12 protein-coding genes are annotated in these 16440 nt (G+C 66.0%); 7 read left to right on the forward strand and 5 right to left on the reverse strand.

What is annotated here, in order from left to right; translation table 11 throughout:
* The first annotated feature begins 18 nt into the window (after window positions 1–18).
* Window positions 19–660, forward strand: coding sequence for a TetR/AcrR family transcriptional regulator (locus CH273_RS13310; protein WP_032396501.1), 642 nt, complete (start codon window positions 19–21; stop codon window positions 658–660).
* Window positions 661–750: 90 nt separating this feature from the next.
* Window positions 751–1965, forward strand: coding sequence for an alanine racemase (locus CH273_RS13315; RefSeq protein ID WP_032396502.1), 1215 nt, complete (start codon window positions 751–753; stop codon window positions 1963–1965).
* On the opposite strand, the gene CH273_RS13320 is transcribed toward CH273_RS13315, so the two are convergent.
* Window positions 1935–5384 (reverse strand): TM0106 family RecB-like putative nuclease, encoded by a 3450-nt coding sequence (locus tag CH273_RS13320; RefSeq protein WP_094638009.1) that lies wholly within the window; start codon window positions 5382–5384, stop codon window positions 1935–1937. The two genes, CH273_RS13315 and CH273_RS13320, sit on opposite strands and share 31 nt — an antisense overlap.
* A gap of 79 nt (window positions 5385–5463) precedes the next feature.
* On the opposite strand from CH273_RS13320, the gene CH273_RS13325 reads away from it, so the two are divergent.
* Window positions 5464–6081 (forward strand): alpha/beta hydrolase, encoded by a 618-nt coding sequence (locus tag CH273_RS13325; protein WP_032396504.1) that lies wholly within the window; start codon window positions 5464–5466, stop codon window positions 6079–6081.
* Window positions 6082–6138: 57 nt separating this feature from the next.
* On the opposite strand, the gene CH273_RS13330 is transcribed toward CH273_RS13325, so the two are convergent.
* The gene (locus CH273_RS13330) at window positions 6139–7926 is read right to left on the reverse strand and encodes an AMP-dependent synthetase/ligase (RefSeq protein ID WP_032396505.1); all 1788 of its coding nucleotides are present in this window, start codon (window positions 7924–7926) and stop codon (window positions 6139–6141) included.
* Window positions 7927–8236: 310 nt separating this feature from the next.
* Between CH273_RS13330 and CH273_RS13335 the strand changes: the two genes are divergently transcribed.
* From CH273_RS13335 to CH273_RS13350, 4 genes are all read left to right on the forward strand, one after another.
* Entirely contained in the window at window positions 8237–10024 is a 1788-nt protein-coding gene (locus CH273_RS13335) for a DEAD/DEAH box helicase (protein ID WP_032396534.1), read from the forward strand.
* A gap of 61 nt (window positions 10025–10085) precedes the next feature.
* The gene (locus CH273_RS13340) at window positions 10086–10586 is read left to right on the forward strand and encodes a 2Fe-2S iron-sulfur cluster-binding protein (protein WP_032396535.1); all 501 of its coding nucleotides are present in this window, start codon (window positions 10086–10088) and stop codon (window positions 10584–10586) included.
* The gene (locus CH273_RS13345) at window positions 10583–11578 is read left to right on the forward strand and encodes an FAD binding domain-containing protein (RefSeq protein ID WP_032396506.1); all 996 of its coding nucleotides are present in this window, start codon (window positions 10583–10585) and stop codon (window positions 11576–11578) included. The genes CH273_RS13340 and CH273_RS13345 overlap by 4 nt, the downstream gene beginning before the upstream one ends.
* Window positions 11575–13683 (forward strand): xanthine dehydrogenase family protein molybdopterin-binding subunit, encoded by a 2109-nt coding sequence (locus CH273_RS13350; protein ID WP_032396507.1) that lies wholly within the window; start codon window positions 11575–11577, stop codon window positions 13681–13683. The genes CH273_RS13345 and CH273_RS13350 overlap by 4 nt, the downstream gene beginning before the upstream one ends.
* On the opposite strand, the gene CH273_RS13355 is transcribed toward CH273_RS13350, so the two are convergent.
* The 3 genes from CH273_RS13355 to CH273_RS13365 are packed head-to-tail and all read right to left on the reverse strand — an operon-like array spanning window position 13680 to window position 16434.
* Window positions 13680–14426 (reverse strand): amino acid ABC transporter ATP-binding protein, encoded by a 747-nt coding sequence (locus CH273_RS13355; protein ID WP_032396508.1) that lies wholly within the window; start codon window positions 14424–14426, stop codon window positions 13680–13682. The two genes, CH273_RS13350 and CH273_RS13355, sit on opposite strands and share 4 nt — an antisense overlap.
* Complete coding sequence (locus tag CH273_RS13360; protein WP_082322557.1) at window positions 14423–15913, reverse strand: ABC transporter permease subunit; 1491 nt, start codon at window positions 15911–15913, stop codon at window positions 14423–14425. Before CH273_RS13360 ends, CH273_RS13355 begins: the two co-directional genes overlap by 4 nt.
* A gap of 38 nt (window positions 15914–15951) precedes the next feature.
* Window positions 15952–16434, reverse strand: a complete 483-nt coding sequence (locus tag CH273_RS13365; protein WP_032396509.1) for a RidA family protein — start codon at window positions 16432–16434, stop codon at window positions 15952–15954.
* Between the last annotated feature and the right edge of the window lie 6 nt (window positions 16435–16440).

Below are 16440 nucleotides of genomic sequence, written 5' to 3' on the forward strand. Positions count from 1 at the left end.
GCGCCCTAGGATCGGGTCATGCAATCGAGGCTGCCCGCTGATGTGCGACGCGCACAACTGGTGCAGTCTGCGATCGAGGTCGCCGAGCGCGTGGGAATCGAGTCCCTGACCGTACGTGCTCTGTCGGAGCATGCCGAGGTCACCAAGGGCATCGTGCAGTACCACTTCGAGACCAAGCAGGATCTGGTGATCGCGATGGGCGAACACCTCATCGTCGACGTCACCGAGATTCTGCACGCCGCGTTGGACAGTGCCGTGGGTACGCGCGAACTCCCGGGCGTCCGCGGTCTGCGAGAGCTGGTGCACGGCGGTCTGAGCGCGGTGTGGTTGCTGATCGAGAAGTCGCCGGATCGGCAGTTGCTCGCCTACGAGATCAAGACCTATCTGTTGCGTCATCGCGCGCTCGGGTCCGCAACGGCCGCCGAGATCGCCACTGGGCAGTACCGAATCCGAGACTCCGAGGCCCGGTTGTTCTTCGAGAAGTGTTCCGCTCACACCGGTACGCGATGGCTCGAGCCGGTGGCGTCGATCGCGCGTTTCGGAATGGCCACCCTCGACGGGCTGGTGCTGCGGTGGTTGGTCGACGGCGACGATCTCGAGGTGCTGGCGCAGATCGACGACCTGTCGGGGCTGATCGCGGGCAAGGCCGTGGACTGCTGAGACTCGGCGTGGTCGATGCTCGCTGGGACTTCTGGGCTGCGGAGTGTTTGACTGTGTAGGCCTGGCAACGACGACGAAGGAATACGCCGCATGAGCTCGATCGCCGGTGTCGCAACCACCGACACGACACCACTGTCCCGTATCGCCGCTGCCACCGAGGGGATCGAATCACCCTTGGCTGCAGTCGATTCGGCTGCCCTCGATGCCAATGCTGCGGCCCTGCGAGCGCGGGCGAATTCGGTGCCGATCAGAATCGCGAGCAAGTCGGTTCGGTGCCGGGCCGTACTGGATCGGGTGCTCGCGTCCGACGGTGTGAACGGGGTCATGGCCTACTCCCTGCGTGAGGCGATCTGGTTGGCACGCCACGGTGTGGAGGACATCCTGATGGGGTACCCGTCGGTCGATCGCACCGCCCTCGCCGAGGTCGTCAACGATCGTGTGCTGTCGGGACGCATCACGCTGATGGTCGACGACGTCGCACAGCTCGACATCGTGCGCGACGCCACCGACAGCGATCTTCTCAAGCCGCGGATCTGCATCGACGTCGATGCCTCGCTGCGCATCGGGCCGCTGCACATCGGTGTCCGACGTTCGCCGCTGCGCGAACCCGAGCAGGTCGCCGCCTTCGCGCGGGCGGCGCAGGCGCGTGGGTTCCGGGTGGTCGGTCTGATGTTCTACGAGGCGCAGATCGCCGGTGTGCCCGATTCCAATCGTGCGGTGGAATGGATGAAGTCGCTCTCTTCCCGTGAGATCTCCACGCGCAGAACGACGGTCGTCGAGGCCGTGACTGCGGCAGTCGGTCGGATCGAGATCGTCAACAGTGGCGGTACCGGGTCGATCGACTTCTCGGCGGCCGATCCGGTCGTCACCGAGGTGACCGCCGGGTCGGGCTTGTTCGCGCCGACGCTCTTCGATCGGTATCGCGCGTTCTCGGCCGAGCCCTCGCTGTTCTTCGCACTGCCCGCGGTGCGCAAGCCGACTCCGCAGATCGCGACGCTGTTCGGTGGTGGCTACATCGCGTCGGGTCCGGCGTCGGCGTCGAGGTCGCCGCGGCCGGTCGCGTGGTCGAGAAGGGCCAGGGGAGTGGTGACGTCCGGTCTGAGGTTGCTGCGCAACGAGGGTGCCGGCGAGGTGCAGACTCCCGTGAGCGGAGCAGGGGAGATCCGGATCGGTGATCGCGTCTGGTTCCGCCATGCCAAGGCGGGCGAGCTGTGCGAGCGGTTCGACACCCTGCATCTGGTGCACGCCGACGGGTCCGTCGAGATAGTCCCCACTTATCGTGGTGAGGGTATGGCGTTCGGCTGAATCCCGTTCTCGCACAGGCCCATGAACGTTCCGAGAGTGACCAGTCCGGCCGGGGTCGATGGCAGGTACCGGGTCAGTGCCCGAGATCGGATCAGTATCGCGGCCCATTGGCCCCGCGAGACCGCGACGTTGAGTCTGTTGCGGGACAACAGGAATCCCATGCCTCGCGGAACGTCCTCGATCGCCGACGCGGCCATCGAGATCAGCACCACCGGTGCCTGGCGTCCCTGGAACTTGTCGACGGTGCCCACCGCGACCTCGTCGAGTCCGGCGGCTGCGAGTCGCTCGATGATGACGGCTACCTGCGCGTTGTAGGCCGCGACGACCAGGAAGTCGCCCTGGTGCATGGGCCGCGCACCCTCGAAGGACTGCGGGTCGCGCCATTGCCGGCCGAGCAGAGTCTGCACACGGGTGACGATCTCGTCGGCTTCTTCCACCGAATCGGTGGAATTGCCGTGGTGGTCGAGGTACACGGTGTGGAGTCCAGGTTCCAGCCCTGACAGTGAACGAGCCTGTGTCACCGCACTGTTGGACTCCAGTTTGCCCTCGTAGGACAGCGCCGACACCGGGGCGCACAGATCGGGATGCATCCGCCATGTCGTGGCCAGGAAGTAACCGCGGTCGACGGGCAGCGTCGGGTGACCGCTGGTGATCCAACCCAGAGCCGACTCGTCGACGGGTTCGGGGTGGGTGCCCTGGCTGACCTGTGGCAGCTGCGCCGGGTCGCCGAGCAGCAGCAGATTACGTGCAGACACCGAGACGGCGATGGTGTTGGCCAGCGAGAACTGCCCGGCCTCGTCGATGACCAGGAGATCGAGCGATTCGGGCGGGATGCGGCCGGGGTTGGAGAAGTCCCAGGCGGTACCGCCGATCACGCAGCCGTCCTCGGCGTCGGTGACGAAGCGGGAGTACTCCGCCGGGTCGACGACGGTGTGGGCTGTCGGTGCCTTCTTGCCCACCCGGCCCGGGTCGACGCCGGCCGCCACGATGGTGTCCAGCACATTGTTGACCACATGATGCGACTGGCCCACCACGCCGATGCGCCAGCGATGGACGTCGACCAATTCGGCGATCACACGGGCAGCGGTGTACGTCTTCCCGGTCCCGGGTGGCCCCTGCACGGCAACGTAGGAGTGATCGAGATCGAGCAGGGCCGCCGTGACCGCCGTCGCGTAATCCCCGGCGCGGACCTCGGGAAGGCCTGTGCCGGAGCGGGTTCGGGGTGGGGACAGGGTCAGCAGATCGGCGACGGCCGTGCGCGGAAGGTGCGGCAGTGCCGCACCGACCTCGGCGGCGGCGGCAACGATCGCCTGCTCCAGATACTTGGTCGCCGGAGGCGGCTCGGGTGCAGTGGCGATGGGGAAGTCGGGGTACTCGTCCACTCCCTTGCGGAGGTTCTCCTGCACCACCACCATGTCGAGGGTGCCCTCGTACCCTGCCTGCACGATCTCGACCGTCGTGGTCGCGCGATGGGTCGGCTGCTGCTTCGGCAGCCCCTCCGGCGCCGGGTCGTCGTAGAGCAGCTTGACCTTCGAGCTCGACAGGACTCCGTTGCTCAGGTGCCCCAGTAGCTTGAGCTGCCGTCGCAGGACGCGTTGATTCGGTGCGGTTTTCATCCAGTCGTGCACCAGTTCGGCGCGCTCGACCTTCAGCACGTCGGCAGCGTCGGCCCACTCGTCCAACGGGTGCGTCAGGCGGTCGAAGTGCGCCCACCAGAACGGCTTTCGTTCGCGTCGGTGATACCCGATGGAACCGGCGAACAGTGCGACGGCCTGTTGCGTCGAGGTGCGCTCCCACGGCAGACCGGCGTACTCGGCGAGTTCGGGCTCGAGCGGGCTGGCGGTGTCCACGGCAGCGTCTTCGAGCTCGAGGTGTTGCGTCGTCCGCGGGTGCACCCCGGCATCCGACGCGCGCGCCAGCAACCAATCCCGCAGTCGCTGAGTCGATTCGCAGTCGGTGCGGTTGTACTCGGCGATCTCGGAGAGCAGTGCCGCGGCCTCGGCGTCCTTGCCCTGATCTCGCAGATCGCACCAGTTCGCGTATTCGACGATCGACGCGGCCGCGTCGGTGACGTCTCCGTCGCGGGCGGCGGGCATGTACAGGGGTTCGAGCTTCTTGATGCTGTAGGACCTGGCTCCGATGCGTACCGCAGATCGCACGATCGGATAGAGGTCGACCAGAACGTCGTCCCGCAGTAGGTCGTCGACCGCGTCCTCACCGACGCCGTAGCGTCCGGCGAGGCGCAGCAGCGCGGTCTTCTCGTACGGCGCGTAGTGGTAGACGTGCATGTTCGGGTAAGCCGCGCGTCGGGTGGTCACGTAGTCGAGGAAGTCGATCAGGGCGCGTCGTTCCTGCGCGCGATCGTGCGCCCAGAACGGCAGGAAGTCGCCGTCGGCGGTGTGGACACCGAACAGGTACTCGAGTCCCCACTCGGAACTGCCTGCCTCTGCCCACAGGGGATCGCCCTCGAAGTCGAAGAAGATGTCGCCCGGATCGGGCTCGGGAATCACACCGAGGGCGTCGGCGTCGAAGATCTCGAACTCGGCGTCGCCGCTGCGCTCCTGGCGCACCTGGAGCTCGGCTTGAGCTCGCAGGTTGGTCAGTGTGCGCGACGACATGCCCTCTACGGTCCCGGTCGACGCAGCCAGCTCGTCCACCGTGGCGATTCCCGCGTCGAGCAGTCTCTCCCGGGTACTCGCGCGCATCCCGGCGACGAGAACCAGGTCGCGGTGCTGTTCCACCTCGATCGTGCAGGCCTCGCACTGCCCGCAGCCGGAGTAGCGCGGGTCGAACCAGTCGACGACGGTGCCCTCGGCGTGGTGCTCGTCGAGGATCTGTTGCAGGTGTTCCCTGGACTGCCGGTAGACCGGAAGGATCTCGGCGAGCGAGTGGACGGAGTCGCTGCCGTCGCCGAGCATCAGGTGCACCTCGTCGCTCGGAGTGATCCCGCCGGACCGCAGCGCGTCCGCGTAGGCCGCCAACTGCAGCAGTGCCGGAACCTTGGCGTGCCGAGAGAGCTTCGTGTCGTACACCGCGTACCGATCGCCCTCGGCCACCAGAAAGTCGCAGAAACCGAGGAATCGTCCGTCGAAGAAGGTCGCCTGGTACACCACCGGTGTGCGCGCAGTCAGAGCGGTGAAGGTCGCCCACGCGGCGTCGGCAAGTTCCTGAGCGGTACGCCCCGGTCGATCCATCGTCAGAACGCCGCCGGGGAACCGCCGCTGGAATGTCTCGAGCTGTCGGCGTTCGTGCTCGAATCCGAGTGCGGAGGTGCGGTCGAGCATCGGATCGGGGGTGGCCGTTGCCCGCGGGATCAGTCCGCTCAGCCCGTCGAGTCGGCGCAGCAGTCCGAATTCGCACGACGCTGCCGCGGCGAGGTCGCTGGCGCTGTAGATGACGCGATCGCCGATGAGGAACACGCGCCCACCCTAGTCACCGCCGGGAGCGGCACCGGTCACGTTGCGCGCGGATGCCGTCGCGAGGAGGCAAAATGATCGAATGCCTTTTTTCGACGGAGCCACCGGTGCTGTCCATTACCGAAACTGGACTGTTCCCGATGCTCGTTTCGGTCTCGTTTTTCTGCACGGTCTCGGCCAGAACAGCGGCCACTATCACCGCTTCGCTCGGGTCCTCAACGGACGCGGGGTCGACGTGTGGGCGGTCGATCACGTGGGCCACGGCCTCACCGAAGGTGAGTTGACCGACGCCGCTCAGATTCCCGGCCTCGCGCAGAATGCGCTGCAGTTGCTCGACATCGCCGAAGCCGAGCACCCCGAGTTGTCGTTCGCCCTGATGGGTCATTCCCTCGGCGCGGCCACGGCCATCGCGGCCCTCGGAGCGCATCCCGAGGCGGTTCGGTGCGCGGTGCTGTGCGGCACCCCCAAGTCCGTGACCGGCTCGGCCAACGATCTCGCCGACAACGTGATTCCGATCCTCGCGGTACACGGAGTCGACGATCGCCTGGCTCCGATCGATGCGGTGCGCGAGTGGATCGGCAGTGTTCCCGACTCGGCACTGCGTGAATTCGAGGACGGGGGCCACGACCTGCTGCACGAGAAGATCCATCTGCAGGTGACCTCGGTGGTGGCGGAGTTCCTCGACGATCACATGTCCTGACCCGACGACGAGGGCCCGGTGCGCATCGCACCGGGCCCTCGTCGTCGGATGGTCGATCTACGAGTAGATCGCCTCGATGTCGCTGCCGCGCTCGGCGTGGATGATGTTGCGCTTGAGCTTCATCGTGGGGGTGAGCTCACCGGTTTCGACGGTGAAATCGTTCTCGAGGATCGTGTACTTCTTGATCTGCTCGGGGTTGGAGACCTTCTTGTTGGCCTCGGCGACGGCCTTGTCGATCTCGGCGACGAGGTCGGCGTTCTTCGACAGCTCCGAGAACGGGATGTCGGCCGAGAGACCGTGTCGCTCGAGCCAGCCCGGCAATGCCTCGGGGTCGAGGGTGATGAGCGCACCGATGAACGGCTTCGCGTCGCCGACGACGAGGCACTGGCTGATGATCGCGTTCGCGCGGAGGGCGTCCTCGAGCACTGCGGGAGCGACGTTCTTGCCGCCCGCGGTCACGATGATCTCCTTCTTGCGGCCGGTGATCGAGACGTAGCCTTCCTGGTCGATGGTGCCGAGGTCGCCGGTGTGGAACCAGCCGTCGACGATGGCCTCTGCCGTCGCCTTCTCGTTGTGCCAGTAGCCGCTGAACACGACCGGTCCCTTGAGCAGCAGTTCGCCGTCCTCGGCGACCTTCACCGAGTGGCCGTCGATGGGCTTGCCGACGGTGCCGACGCGCTGGTCCTTGGTGGTGTTGACGGTGATGGCCGCGCTGGTCTCGGTCAGTCCGTAGCCCTCGTAGACCGGAACGCCTGCACCGCGGAAGAAGTGGCCGAGGCGGGCACCGAGAGGTCCGCCGCCGGACACCGCGCGAGTGCAGTTGCCGCCGAGTGCGGCGCGCAGCTTGGAGTACACGAGCTTGTCGAACACCGTGTGCTTGAGGTTCAGGACGAGCCCGGCTCCGCCCTTCTCCTGGGCCTCGCTCCACTCGATGGCCGTCGCGGCGGCCTTGTCGAAGATGGAACCCTTGCCGCCGTCGTGCGCCTTCTGCTTGGCGGAGTTGTAGACCTTCTCGAACACGCGCGGCACCGACAGGATGAAGTCCGGCTTGAACACCGCGAACTGATCCACCAGCGTCGTCACGTCCGAGGTGTGCCCGACGGTCACCTTGGACTCGAACGAGCCGAACGACACGGCGCGGGCGAACACGTGCGCCATCGGGAGGAACATCAGTGTGCGATTGCCCTCCTTCATCGAGTCGTGCAGCGCGATCTGGGTGGCCTGAACCTCGGCGTAGAAGTTGGCGTGTGTGAGCTGGACGCCCTTGGGGCGACCGGTGGTGCCCGAGGTGTAGATCAGGGTGGCGGGCGATGCCGCGCTGACCTGATGGCGTCGCGCGTGCAGATCCTCGTCGCTGACCCCGGCACCACGGGTGGTCAGTTCTTCGATGGCTCCGGCGTCGATCTGCAGAACCTCGCGCAGATCCTTGGCACCCTCGGTGACCTCTTTGAGGTTCGAGGCGTGCGCTGCGGTCTCGACGACGAGCAGCTTGGTGGCGGAGTCCTCGAGGATCCATTGCGCCTGATCGGCGGAGGATGTCTCGTAGATCGCGACGGTGCAGCCGCCTGCAGACCAGATGGCGTAGTCGAGGACGACCCACTCGTAACGCGTCGCGCTGAGGATGGCGACTCGGTCGCCGAGTTCGATTCCGGACGCGATCAGTCCCTTGGCCGCTGCGGCGACCTCTTTCGCGAACCGAGCTGCGGTGACGTCGGTCCAGTTGCCGTTCTCCAGTCGCTGGAAGGGTACGAAGTTCGGCGATTCCTTCTCGTACCTGTAGACGGTGTCGGCCATGGATGCGTCGTCAGGAATGGTGAACGACGCCGGCACAGAATATTCGCGCACTGCTGGACCCCTTACGGAAAAATAGCGTGGTAGTTGTGCATTTCATCACATTCGAGGCCGTGGCGCACCATCCGGGGTGTCCGGTTTGTCGACTTTGCCGCGAGTCCGAGGGAGTTGAGTGTGACTCGGGGTACAACTTAACTGTCTGCAGTCGGGTTCGGGCGTCGGGTCGCCGGTGTGAGGCCGCTCGCACCGCATGCCGTCGTGACCGGTTTCGTCACCTGATCAGCGTAGAAGGGGTCGCGGTGCCCGAGCAGGTACTAAACTCGTGCAACATATGAGCACTTCAGAAACTGAACAGGATGCCGCCGTGACGTCGGACGAGACGAATTCGCCCCCTCAGGAGTCCGCCTCCGCTCCGGTCCGCGCGAGCGAGTCGTCCTCGGCGACGGGTGACGACATCACTTTTGCCGATCTCGGCATAGACGAGCGGGTCCTGAAGGCCCTGCGTGACGTGGGGTACGAGACGCCGTCGCCCATCCAGGCGGCCACTATTCCGCCGCTGATGGCCGGCAACGATGTCGTCGGCCTCGCGCAGACCGGAACCGGCAAGACCGCCGCGTTCGCAGTGCCGATCCTGTCGCGTCTCGACGTCTCGCGTCGAGTACCGCAGGCCCTGGTGCTGGCCCCGACCCGGGAGCTCGCGCTCCAGGTCGCCGAGGCGTTCGGCAAGTACGCCACGCACATTCCGGGTCTGCACATCCTGCCGATCTACGGCGGTCAGGCGTACGGCATCCAGCTCTCCGGCCTGCGTAAGGGCGCGCAGATCATCGTCGGTACCCCCGGTCGCGTCATCGACCACCTCGAGAAGGGCACCCTCGACCTGTCCGGCCTCGAGTACCTAGTACTCGACGAGGCCGACGAGATGCTCAAGATGGGCTTCCAGGAGGACGTCGAGCGCATCCTCTCCGATACCCCGGAGTACAAGCAGGTCGCGTTGTTCTCGGCCACCATGCCTGCCGCGATTCGCAAGATCTCCAAGCAGTATCTGCACGACCCGGTGGAGATCACCGTCAAGACCAAGACGTCGACGGCACCGAACATCACCCAGCGCTACGTCCAGGTGGCGCACCAGCGCAAGCTCGAAGCGCTCACTCGAATCTTCGAGGTCGAAGAGTTCGAGGCCATGATCATGTTCGTCCGCACCAAGCAGGCCACCGAGGAGCTCGCCGAGAAGCTGCGCGCACGGGGCTTCTCGGCCGCGGCGATCAACGGCGACATCGTGCAGGCCCAGCGTGAGCGCACCATCGGCCAACTCAAGAACGGCCAGGTCGACATCCTGGTGGCCACCGACGTCGCGGCCCGCGGTCTCGACGTCGACCGCATCTCGCACGTCATCAACTACGACATCCCGCACGACACCGAGTCCTACGTGCACCGCATCGGTCGCACCGGTCGCGCGGGCCGGGCCGGTCAGGCTCTGCTGTTCGTCGCCCCACGCGAGCGGCATCTGCTCAAGGCCATCGAGCGCGCGACGCGTCAGCCGATCACCGAGATGCAGCTCCCCAGCGTCGACGACGTCAATGCGCAGCGCGTGACGAAGTTCAAGGACTCCATCACCGACAGCCTCGGCAACGAGAATCTGGCCTTGTTCCGCCGGCTCATCGAGGACTACGAGCGCGAGCACGATGTGCCGTTGGTCGACATCGCCGCCGCGCTGGCGATCCAGTCGCGCGACGGCGAAGCGTTCCTGTTGAAGCCGGAGCCGCCTGCCCCGCCGCGGGCGCCCCGTGAGCCGCGTGAGCCGCGGCCGCCGCGTACGTTCGACGAGGATGCCGCCAGCTCGCATCACCGCAAGACGGGCCAGGAGATGGCGACGTACCGCATCAGCGTCGGCAAGCGTCATCATGTCGCTCCCGGTGCCATCGTCGGTGCCATCGCCAACGAGGGCGGGCTGCGTCGAAGCGACTTCGGGCACATCAGCATTCGGCCCGACCACTCGTTGGTGGAGCTTCCGGCCGACCTCGCCGACGAGACGGTCGAGGCGTTGCGCCGCACCCGTATCAGCGGCGTGCTGATTCAGCTGCAACCCGATTCCGGCCCTCCCGGACGCAGCGGCGGTCCGCGCGGTGGCGGAAAGTTCAAGGGGAAGCGCTAGCGCGCACGCACGACCCCAGCGCGAGCGTTTGGTGGATCCGGCCTCGGGTATCCGCCCGTGCATGACCAACGTCACCCTCCGTGTCAACGGCATCGATCGCGAGATCGACTGCGACACCCGATCCACCCTGCTCGACGCTCTTCGGGAGAACCTCGATCTGATCGGTGCCAAGAAGGGGTGTGACCACGGGCAGTGCGGTGCCTGCACGGTGTTGGTCGACGGACGGCGGATCAACAGCTGCCTGACGTTCGCGGTTGCACAACAGAATCGCGACATCACCACGATCGAGGGATTGTCCGACGGCGACACACTGCATCCCGTGCAGCAGGCGTTCGTCGATCGCGATGCGTTCCAGTGCGGGTACTGCACCTCCGGGCAGATCTGTTCGGCGGTCGCGGTGATCGAAGAGGCGAAGCAGGGTTGGCCGAGCGCGGTCACCGAGGACATCGAGGCCACCGACGTCGAACTCGACTCCGATGAAGTGCGAGAACGTATGAGCGGCAACCTCTGTCGTTGTGGTGCCTACTGCAATATCGTCTCGGCCGTACGGGACGCATCGTGAAGACCTTCGAGTACGACGCAGCCACCGCGGTCGACGACGCGGTGGCCCGCCTCGCCGAGAACGAGAATGCGATGGTGCTCGGCGGGGGAACCAACCTCGTCGACCTGATGAAGCTCGGTGTCGTGGGTCCGACGACGCTGATCGACGTCACGCGACTTCCGTTGCACGACATAGACGTATCCGACGACGGATCGCTTCGTGTCGGTTCGGGTGTGACCAACAGTGATCTCGCGGTGCATCCGGTGGTGCGTCAGCGCTATCCGGTGCTCTCACGGGCCGTGCTCTCCGGTGCGTCGGGCCAGTTGCGCAACATGGCGACCACGGGCGGAAACCTGTTCCAGCGCACCCGGTGTGTGTACTTCATGGATGCATCGAAGCCGTGCAACAAACGCGAACCCGGTTCGGGCTGCCCGGCCCGTACGGGTGAACACCGAAACCTGGCCATTCTCGGAGCTTCGCAGGCCTGCGTGGCGACGCATCCCTCAGACATGGCGGTCGCGCTGACCGCCCTCGACGCACGCATCGTCGTCCAGGGGGTCGACGGTGAGCGCGTGGTCGACATCGACGACTTCTACCGGTTGCCCGGTGACGCGCCCGAGCGCGACAACACCGTCGCCCGAGACGAACTCGTCACGGCCGTCGAGATTCCGGCACCGGCGGCCGGTACCGTCTCGACCTACCGCAAGGTGCGCGACCGGCAGTCCTATGCCTTCGCGATCGCCTCGGTCGCCGCCACTCTCGACGTCGAGGACGGGATCGTGCGCGGGGTGTCGATCGCGCTGGGCGGTGTCGCGCACAAACCGTGGCGGGCCCGCACGGCCGAGCACGCGCTGCTCGGCGCGGCCGCCGACGAGGCGTCGTTTCGGCGCGCGATCGCACTGGAACTGGACGCGGCAGAGCCGTTGCGTGACAACGCATTCAAGGTCCCGCTCGTGACCAACCTGGTCGCTCGCACGTTGGTCGAACTCACGGAGTCGGGAGATCGGTCATGACCGCATCGATCGGACAACCGATCCAGCGCACCGAATCGATCGCGAAGGTCACCGGTCGAGCCCGTTATGCCGCCGAGCAGCCGCCGGCCGTCGGGCAGCTGTACGCCTGGTACGTGCCCGCGACTGTTCCTGCCGGTACGGTCGAACGTGTCGAACTGGACGCCGACGCTACGGTTCACGCAGTTCTGTGGCACGACAACGCCGAGCAACTGGGTGATGTCGAGGACGCCGAACTGCATGTGCTGCAGTCGAACACCGTTGCCTATCGAGGTCAGATCGTGGCCGTCGTCGTGGCCGACACCCTCCAGGATGCCCGCGCCGCCGCAGCCCGAGTGCACGTGCGCTACGCCGACGTGCGTTCTCCCGACAACACTCTGACCGCAGACCACGGTTCGCTGTATGCGCCGGAATCGGTCAACGCGGGGTTTCCCACCGACGTCACCGTCGGCGATCCCGATGCGGCGCTCGCATCGGCCGAGCATCTGATCGACAACTGGTACTCCACCGCGCCGATGCACAACAGTCCGATGGAGCCGCATGCCACCACGGCGCAGTGGTCCGACGGCGTGCTGACGGTCTGGGATTCGACGCAGGCACCGTCGGGTGTTCAGGGCGACCTCGCCACGGCCTTCGACCTCGAGCCCGAGAACGTTCGAGTGATCGCGGAGAACGTCGGCGGCGGTTTCGGAGCCAAGGGCAGTACGCGGCCCAACGTGATCCTCGCGGCGATGGCCGCACGAGCCACCGGCCGCACCGTCAAGTTGGTGATGCCCAGGCAAGCTCTCTTCGACGTCGTCGGCTATCGCACCCCGACGCTCAATCGCGTTCGGCTGGGCGCTGATTCGACAGGAACCCTGCAGGCCATCACGCACGACTCGTTTCAGCAGACCAGCACGATCTTCGAATTCTGCGAGCAGACCTCGGAATCCACTCGCCACATCTACGCGTCCCCGAACCGTCGCACCACTCACCGACTCGCGCAGCTGGACGTCGGAACTCCGCGCTGGATGCGGGCTCCCGGTGAAGCGCCCGGCATGTTCGCCGTCGAGACGGCCATCGACGAACTGGCCGTGGCCACCGGCATCGATCCGATCGACCTGCGGATCCGCAACGAGCCGGACGTCGATCCCGCGAGCGGCAACCCGTTCAGCTCACGCAGCGTGGTCCAGTGCCTGCGCGAGGGTGCCGAGAAGTTCGGCTGGGACCGCCGCGAGTCCGCGCCCGGTCGCCGTCGAGAAGGCAACACCCTGATCGGCATGGGAGTCGCGACGGCCAGCTACCCGGTGTTGATCTCACCGAGTACCGCGTCGGCGCGCGTGGAGCAGGACGGCACCATCACGGTGTCCGTCGCTGCGTCGGACATCGGGACCGGAGCGCGCACCGTGCTGCGCCAGATCGCCGCCGATGCCCTCGAGGTGGACGCAGATGCCGTCGTACTCGAACTCGGCGACAGCGCTCTGCCGAAAGCTCCCGGAGCCGGTGGGTCCTCGGGTACCTCGTCCTGGGGGTGGGCCGTCACCAAGGTCTGCCACTCGCTGAAGGCACAGGGTTCGTACGAGCCGGGCAACTCTGCCGATGCCGACACCACCGACGACGTCGAGGGCCAGAAGGAGTTGGCGCGCATGGCGTTCGGCGCTCAGTTCGCGGAGGTCGCGGTCGACATCGACACCGGTGAGGTGCGGGTGCGACGGATGCTCGGGGTGTTCGGCATCGGCGCGGTGATGAATCCGCGGCTGGCCAGGTCTCAGCTCATCGGCGGCATGACGTTCGGACTCGGAATGGCGCTGATGGAGAACGGCATCACCGATCACGAGTTCGGCGGGTTCGCCAACCACGATCTCGCCGAGTACCACATCCCGGCGTGTGCGGACGTCACCGACCTCGAGGCGGTGTGGATCGAGGAGGTCGATACCGAACTCGCGCCGATGGGCGGCAAGGGAATCGGCGAGATCGGCGCAGTCGGATCCTCGGCGGCCATCGGCAACGCGGTCTACAACGCCACCGGCGTTCGCGTCCGCGACCTGCCGATCACCCTGGACAAGGTGCTGACGCAGTGGAGTGGTCAAGTGCCCCAGGCGGCACTTGACCACTCCACTGGCCGCTAGGCCAATATCCGCTGCAGGAACTGTCGGGTGCGGGGCTCGGTCGGATTGACGAACACTTGCTCCGGCGTGCCCCTTTCGAGGACGACGCCGTTCTCGATGAACAGCACCTGATCCGCGACTTGCTGTGCGAACCGAATCTCGTGGGTGACGATCACCATGGTCCAGCCCTGCGCGGCAAGGCCTTTGATGACGGCCAGAACCTCACCGACGAGCTCGGGATCGAGGGCCGAGGTGGGCTCGTCGAACAGCATCAGCTTGGGTCGAAGGGCGAGAGCCCGCGCAATTCCGACGCGTTGTTGCTGGCCTCCGGAGAGCTGGAACGGGTACTGGTCGGACTTGGCGTCGAGACCGATCTGATCGAGGATGGCGTGCGCGTCGCGGATGGCGTCGTCCTTGGCGCGTTTCTGCACGATCACCGGTCCCTCGATGATGTTCTGCAGCACCGTCTTGTGCGGAAACAGGTTGTGGCTCTGGAACACCATGCCGCTCTGGGCGCGGAAATGTCGGAGCTGCGGCGCTCCGACGGGCTCGGAGAAATCCACCGACACGTCCCCGATACGGATGATGCCTGAGTCGGCCTGATCGAGTGCGTTCAGTGTGCGCAGCACCGTGGTCTTGCCGGATCCGGACGGTCCGATGATGACGGTGACGGTGCCGGACGGCACGCCGAACGAGATGTCCTTCAACACCTCGAGTGGCCCGAACGATTTCTTCAGTGCGGATACTTCCAGCAGGTCTGTCATTTGGCCACGTACCTGTCGAGTCGGACTTCGAGTTTGCCTTGGAAGAACGAGAGAACGATGCAGATCGCCCAGTAGTACAGCGCCGCAACGGAGTACAGGGTGAAGAAGTCGAAGGTCGGTGCCGCCGCGAGTTGCGCGACGCGCAGCAGCTCCGTCACCAGGATTGTCGAGGCGAGCGAGGTGTCCTTGACGAGCGAGATCAGCGTGTTCGACAACGGTGGCACCGCGGTGCGCAGTGCCTGCGGAAGCACGATGCGCTGCAACGTGGTTCGGTAGCCCATCCCGATGGTCTGCGCCGCCTCCCACTGGCCCTTGGGCACGCTCAGTATCGCGGCACGGATGACCTCGGCCGCATAGCCACCGACATTCAACGAGAATGCGACCACCGCGGCCGGGAACGGCGAGATCACGATGCCGAACTGCGGCAGCCCGTAGAAGATGATGAACAGCTGCAGCAGCAGGGGAGTGCCGCGGATGATCGAGACGTAGAACCGGGCGACGGCGGCGAGCGGCTTGTTCGACGAGATGCGTGCCAGCGCCACAGCAAGGGCGATGACGAGTCCGACGACGAAGCTGATGGCGGTCAGCGGAATCGTCATGGTCACCGTGGCTTTGAGCATCGGCCACAGGTTGTCGAGCACCAACTGCATCTTCGACGGTGCAGTGGTTCCCGCGTCCTCGCTCTCCGGAACCACGGTGTCCGCGGTCGGTGCGGCGACGTCACTGCCGAAGTACTTGTTCGAGATCTCGGCGATGGTGCCGTTCTCGCGCAGTGTGTCGATGGCCGTGTCGACCTCGTCCATCAGCCCACTGTCCTTGCGGGCCACGAAGGATTGCAGGGTCGTGTCTCCGGTCTCGCCTGCGATCTTCACGCCGGTGTCGCCGGTCTGCTGCAGGTACTCGGCGATGGCGAGGGAGTCGTTGACGGTGGCGTCGACGCGGCCGTCCTTGACGAGCGTGACCGCCTGGACGAATCCCTCGACGGCCTCGACGTTCGCGCCTGCGTTCGCCGCGACCTCCGCCCAGTTGCTCGTCGAGGATTGGGCGGTGGTCTTGCCGGCCAGGTCGGCGAGAGAGGTGATGGTGGAGTCGTCTGCGGCGGTGAGGATCTGGCCTTCCGACACCGTGTAGGGCGTGGACAGGTCGTAGGCCGACTGGCGCGCAGGAGTGATCGAGACCTGGTTGGCGATGAGGTCGAACCGTTGGGACTGCAGGCCGGCGAAGATCGAGTCGAACGGGGTCTGCACGAAGTCGACGCGCACGCCCAGTTCGGCACCGACAGCGTTGATGACGTCGATGTCGTAACCGGTGAGTTGTCCGTCGTCGCCCTGATAGCTGAACGGACTGTAGGTGCCCTCGGTACCGACGACCAGTACGCCCTCGTCCTTCACCCGGTCCAGTAGCGACTGCGAGGACGAGCTGCAGCCGGACAACCCCAGGATGGCGATCAGAATCGCGACCAGAGCAAGAATCGATCTGCGCACCATCTGCGCCCGCTTTCGCCGTATGTACGAGTGGAGCAAACCTACCCGTCGATCTCCAGTTCCGCTGACACCACGACGGTGTTGTTCATCGGCAGTGCGGCCACCCCGAGTGCGGTGCGGGCATGGGCACCGATCTCGGGACCGAAGATGGCGAGCACCAGATCGGAGAAGCCGTTGACGACCGTGGTGGTCTGAGTGAAACCGTGGTCGGCGTTGACCGATCCGGTGACGGTCAGCCACGCGCTGATTCGATCGAGGTCGCCGATCGCACGGGCGAGGCTGCCCAGCACGGCGAGAGCCGCATCGCGCGCGGCATCGGTGGCGGCGTCGAGACTCACCTGTGATGGCACTGCGCCGAACGGTCCTGCCAGGGCACCGTCCTGCTCGAGCGGCGAATGGCCCGAGGCGAAGACTCGGTTGCCGCGCACGCGAACCCACTCGAACGAGTACTCGAAACCGGGTGGGGCGGTCGGTTCGCCGGGCAACGTGAAGCCCAGTTCGGTGATGCGACGTTCGATCTCCATGAAGGA

It is taken from the genome of Rhodococcus sp. 05-339-2 (assembly GCF_002258965.1).
In the GTDB taxonomy this organism is placed as follows: Bacteria; Actinomycetota; Actinomycetes; order Mycobacteriales; family Mycobacteriaceae; genus Rhodococcoides.

Coding starts and splice junctions, on each gene's coding strand:
- CH273_RS13310 (WP_032396501.1), top strand. CDS start 19: ATGCAATCGAGGCTGCCCGCTGATGTGCGACGCGCACAACTGGTGCAG.
- CH273_RS13315 (WP_032396502.1), top strand. CDS start 751: ATGAGCTCGATCGCCGGTGTCGCAACCACCGACACGACACCACTGTCC.
- CH273_RS13325 (WP_032396504.1), top strand. CDS start 5,464: ATGCCTTTTTTCGACGGAGCCACCGGTGCTGTCCATTACCGAAACTGG.
- CH273_RS13340 (WP_032396535.1), top strand. CDS start 10,086: ATGACCAACGTCACCCTCCGTGTCAACGGCATCGATCGCGAGATCGAC.
- CH273_RS13350 (WP_032396507.1), top strand. CDS start 11,575: ATGACCGCATCGATCGGACAACCGATCCAGCGCACCGAATCGATCGCG.
- CH273_RS13355 (WP_032396508.1), bottom strand. CDS start 14,426: ATGACAGACCTGCTGGAAGTATCCGCACTGAAGAAATCGTTCGGGCCA.
- CH273_RS13360 (WP_082322557.1), bottom strand. CDS start 15,913: ATGGTGCGCAGATCGATTCTTGCTCTGGTCGCGATTCTGATCGCCATC.
- CH273_RS13365 (WP_032396509.1), bottom strand. CDS start 16,434: ATGGAGATCGAACGTCGCATCACCGAACTGGGCTTCACGTTGCCCGGC.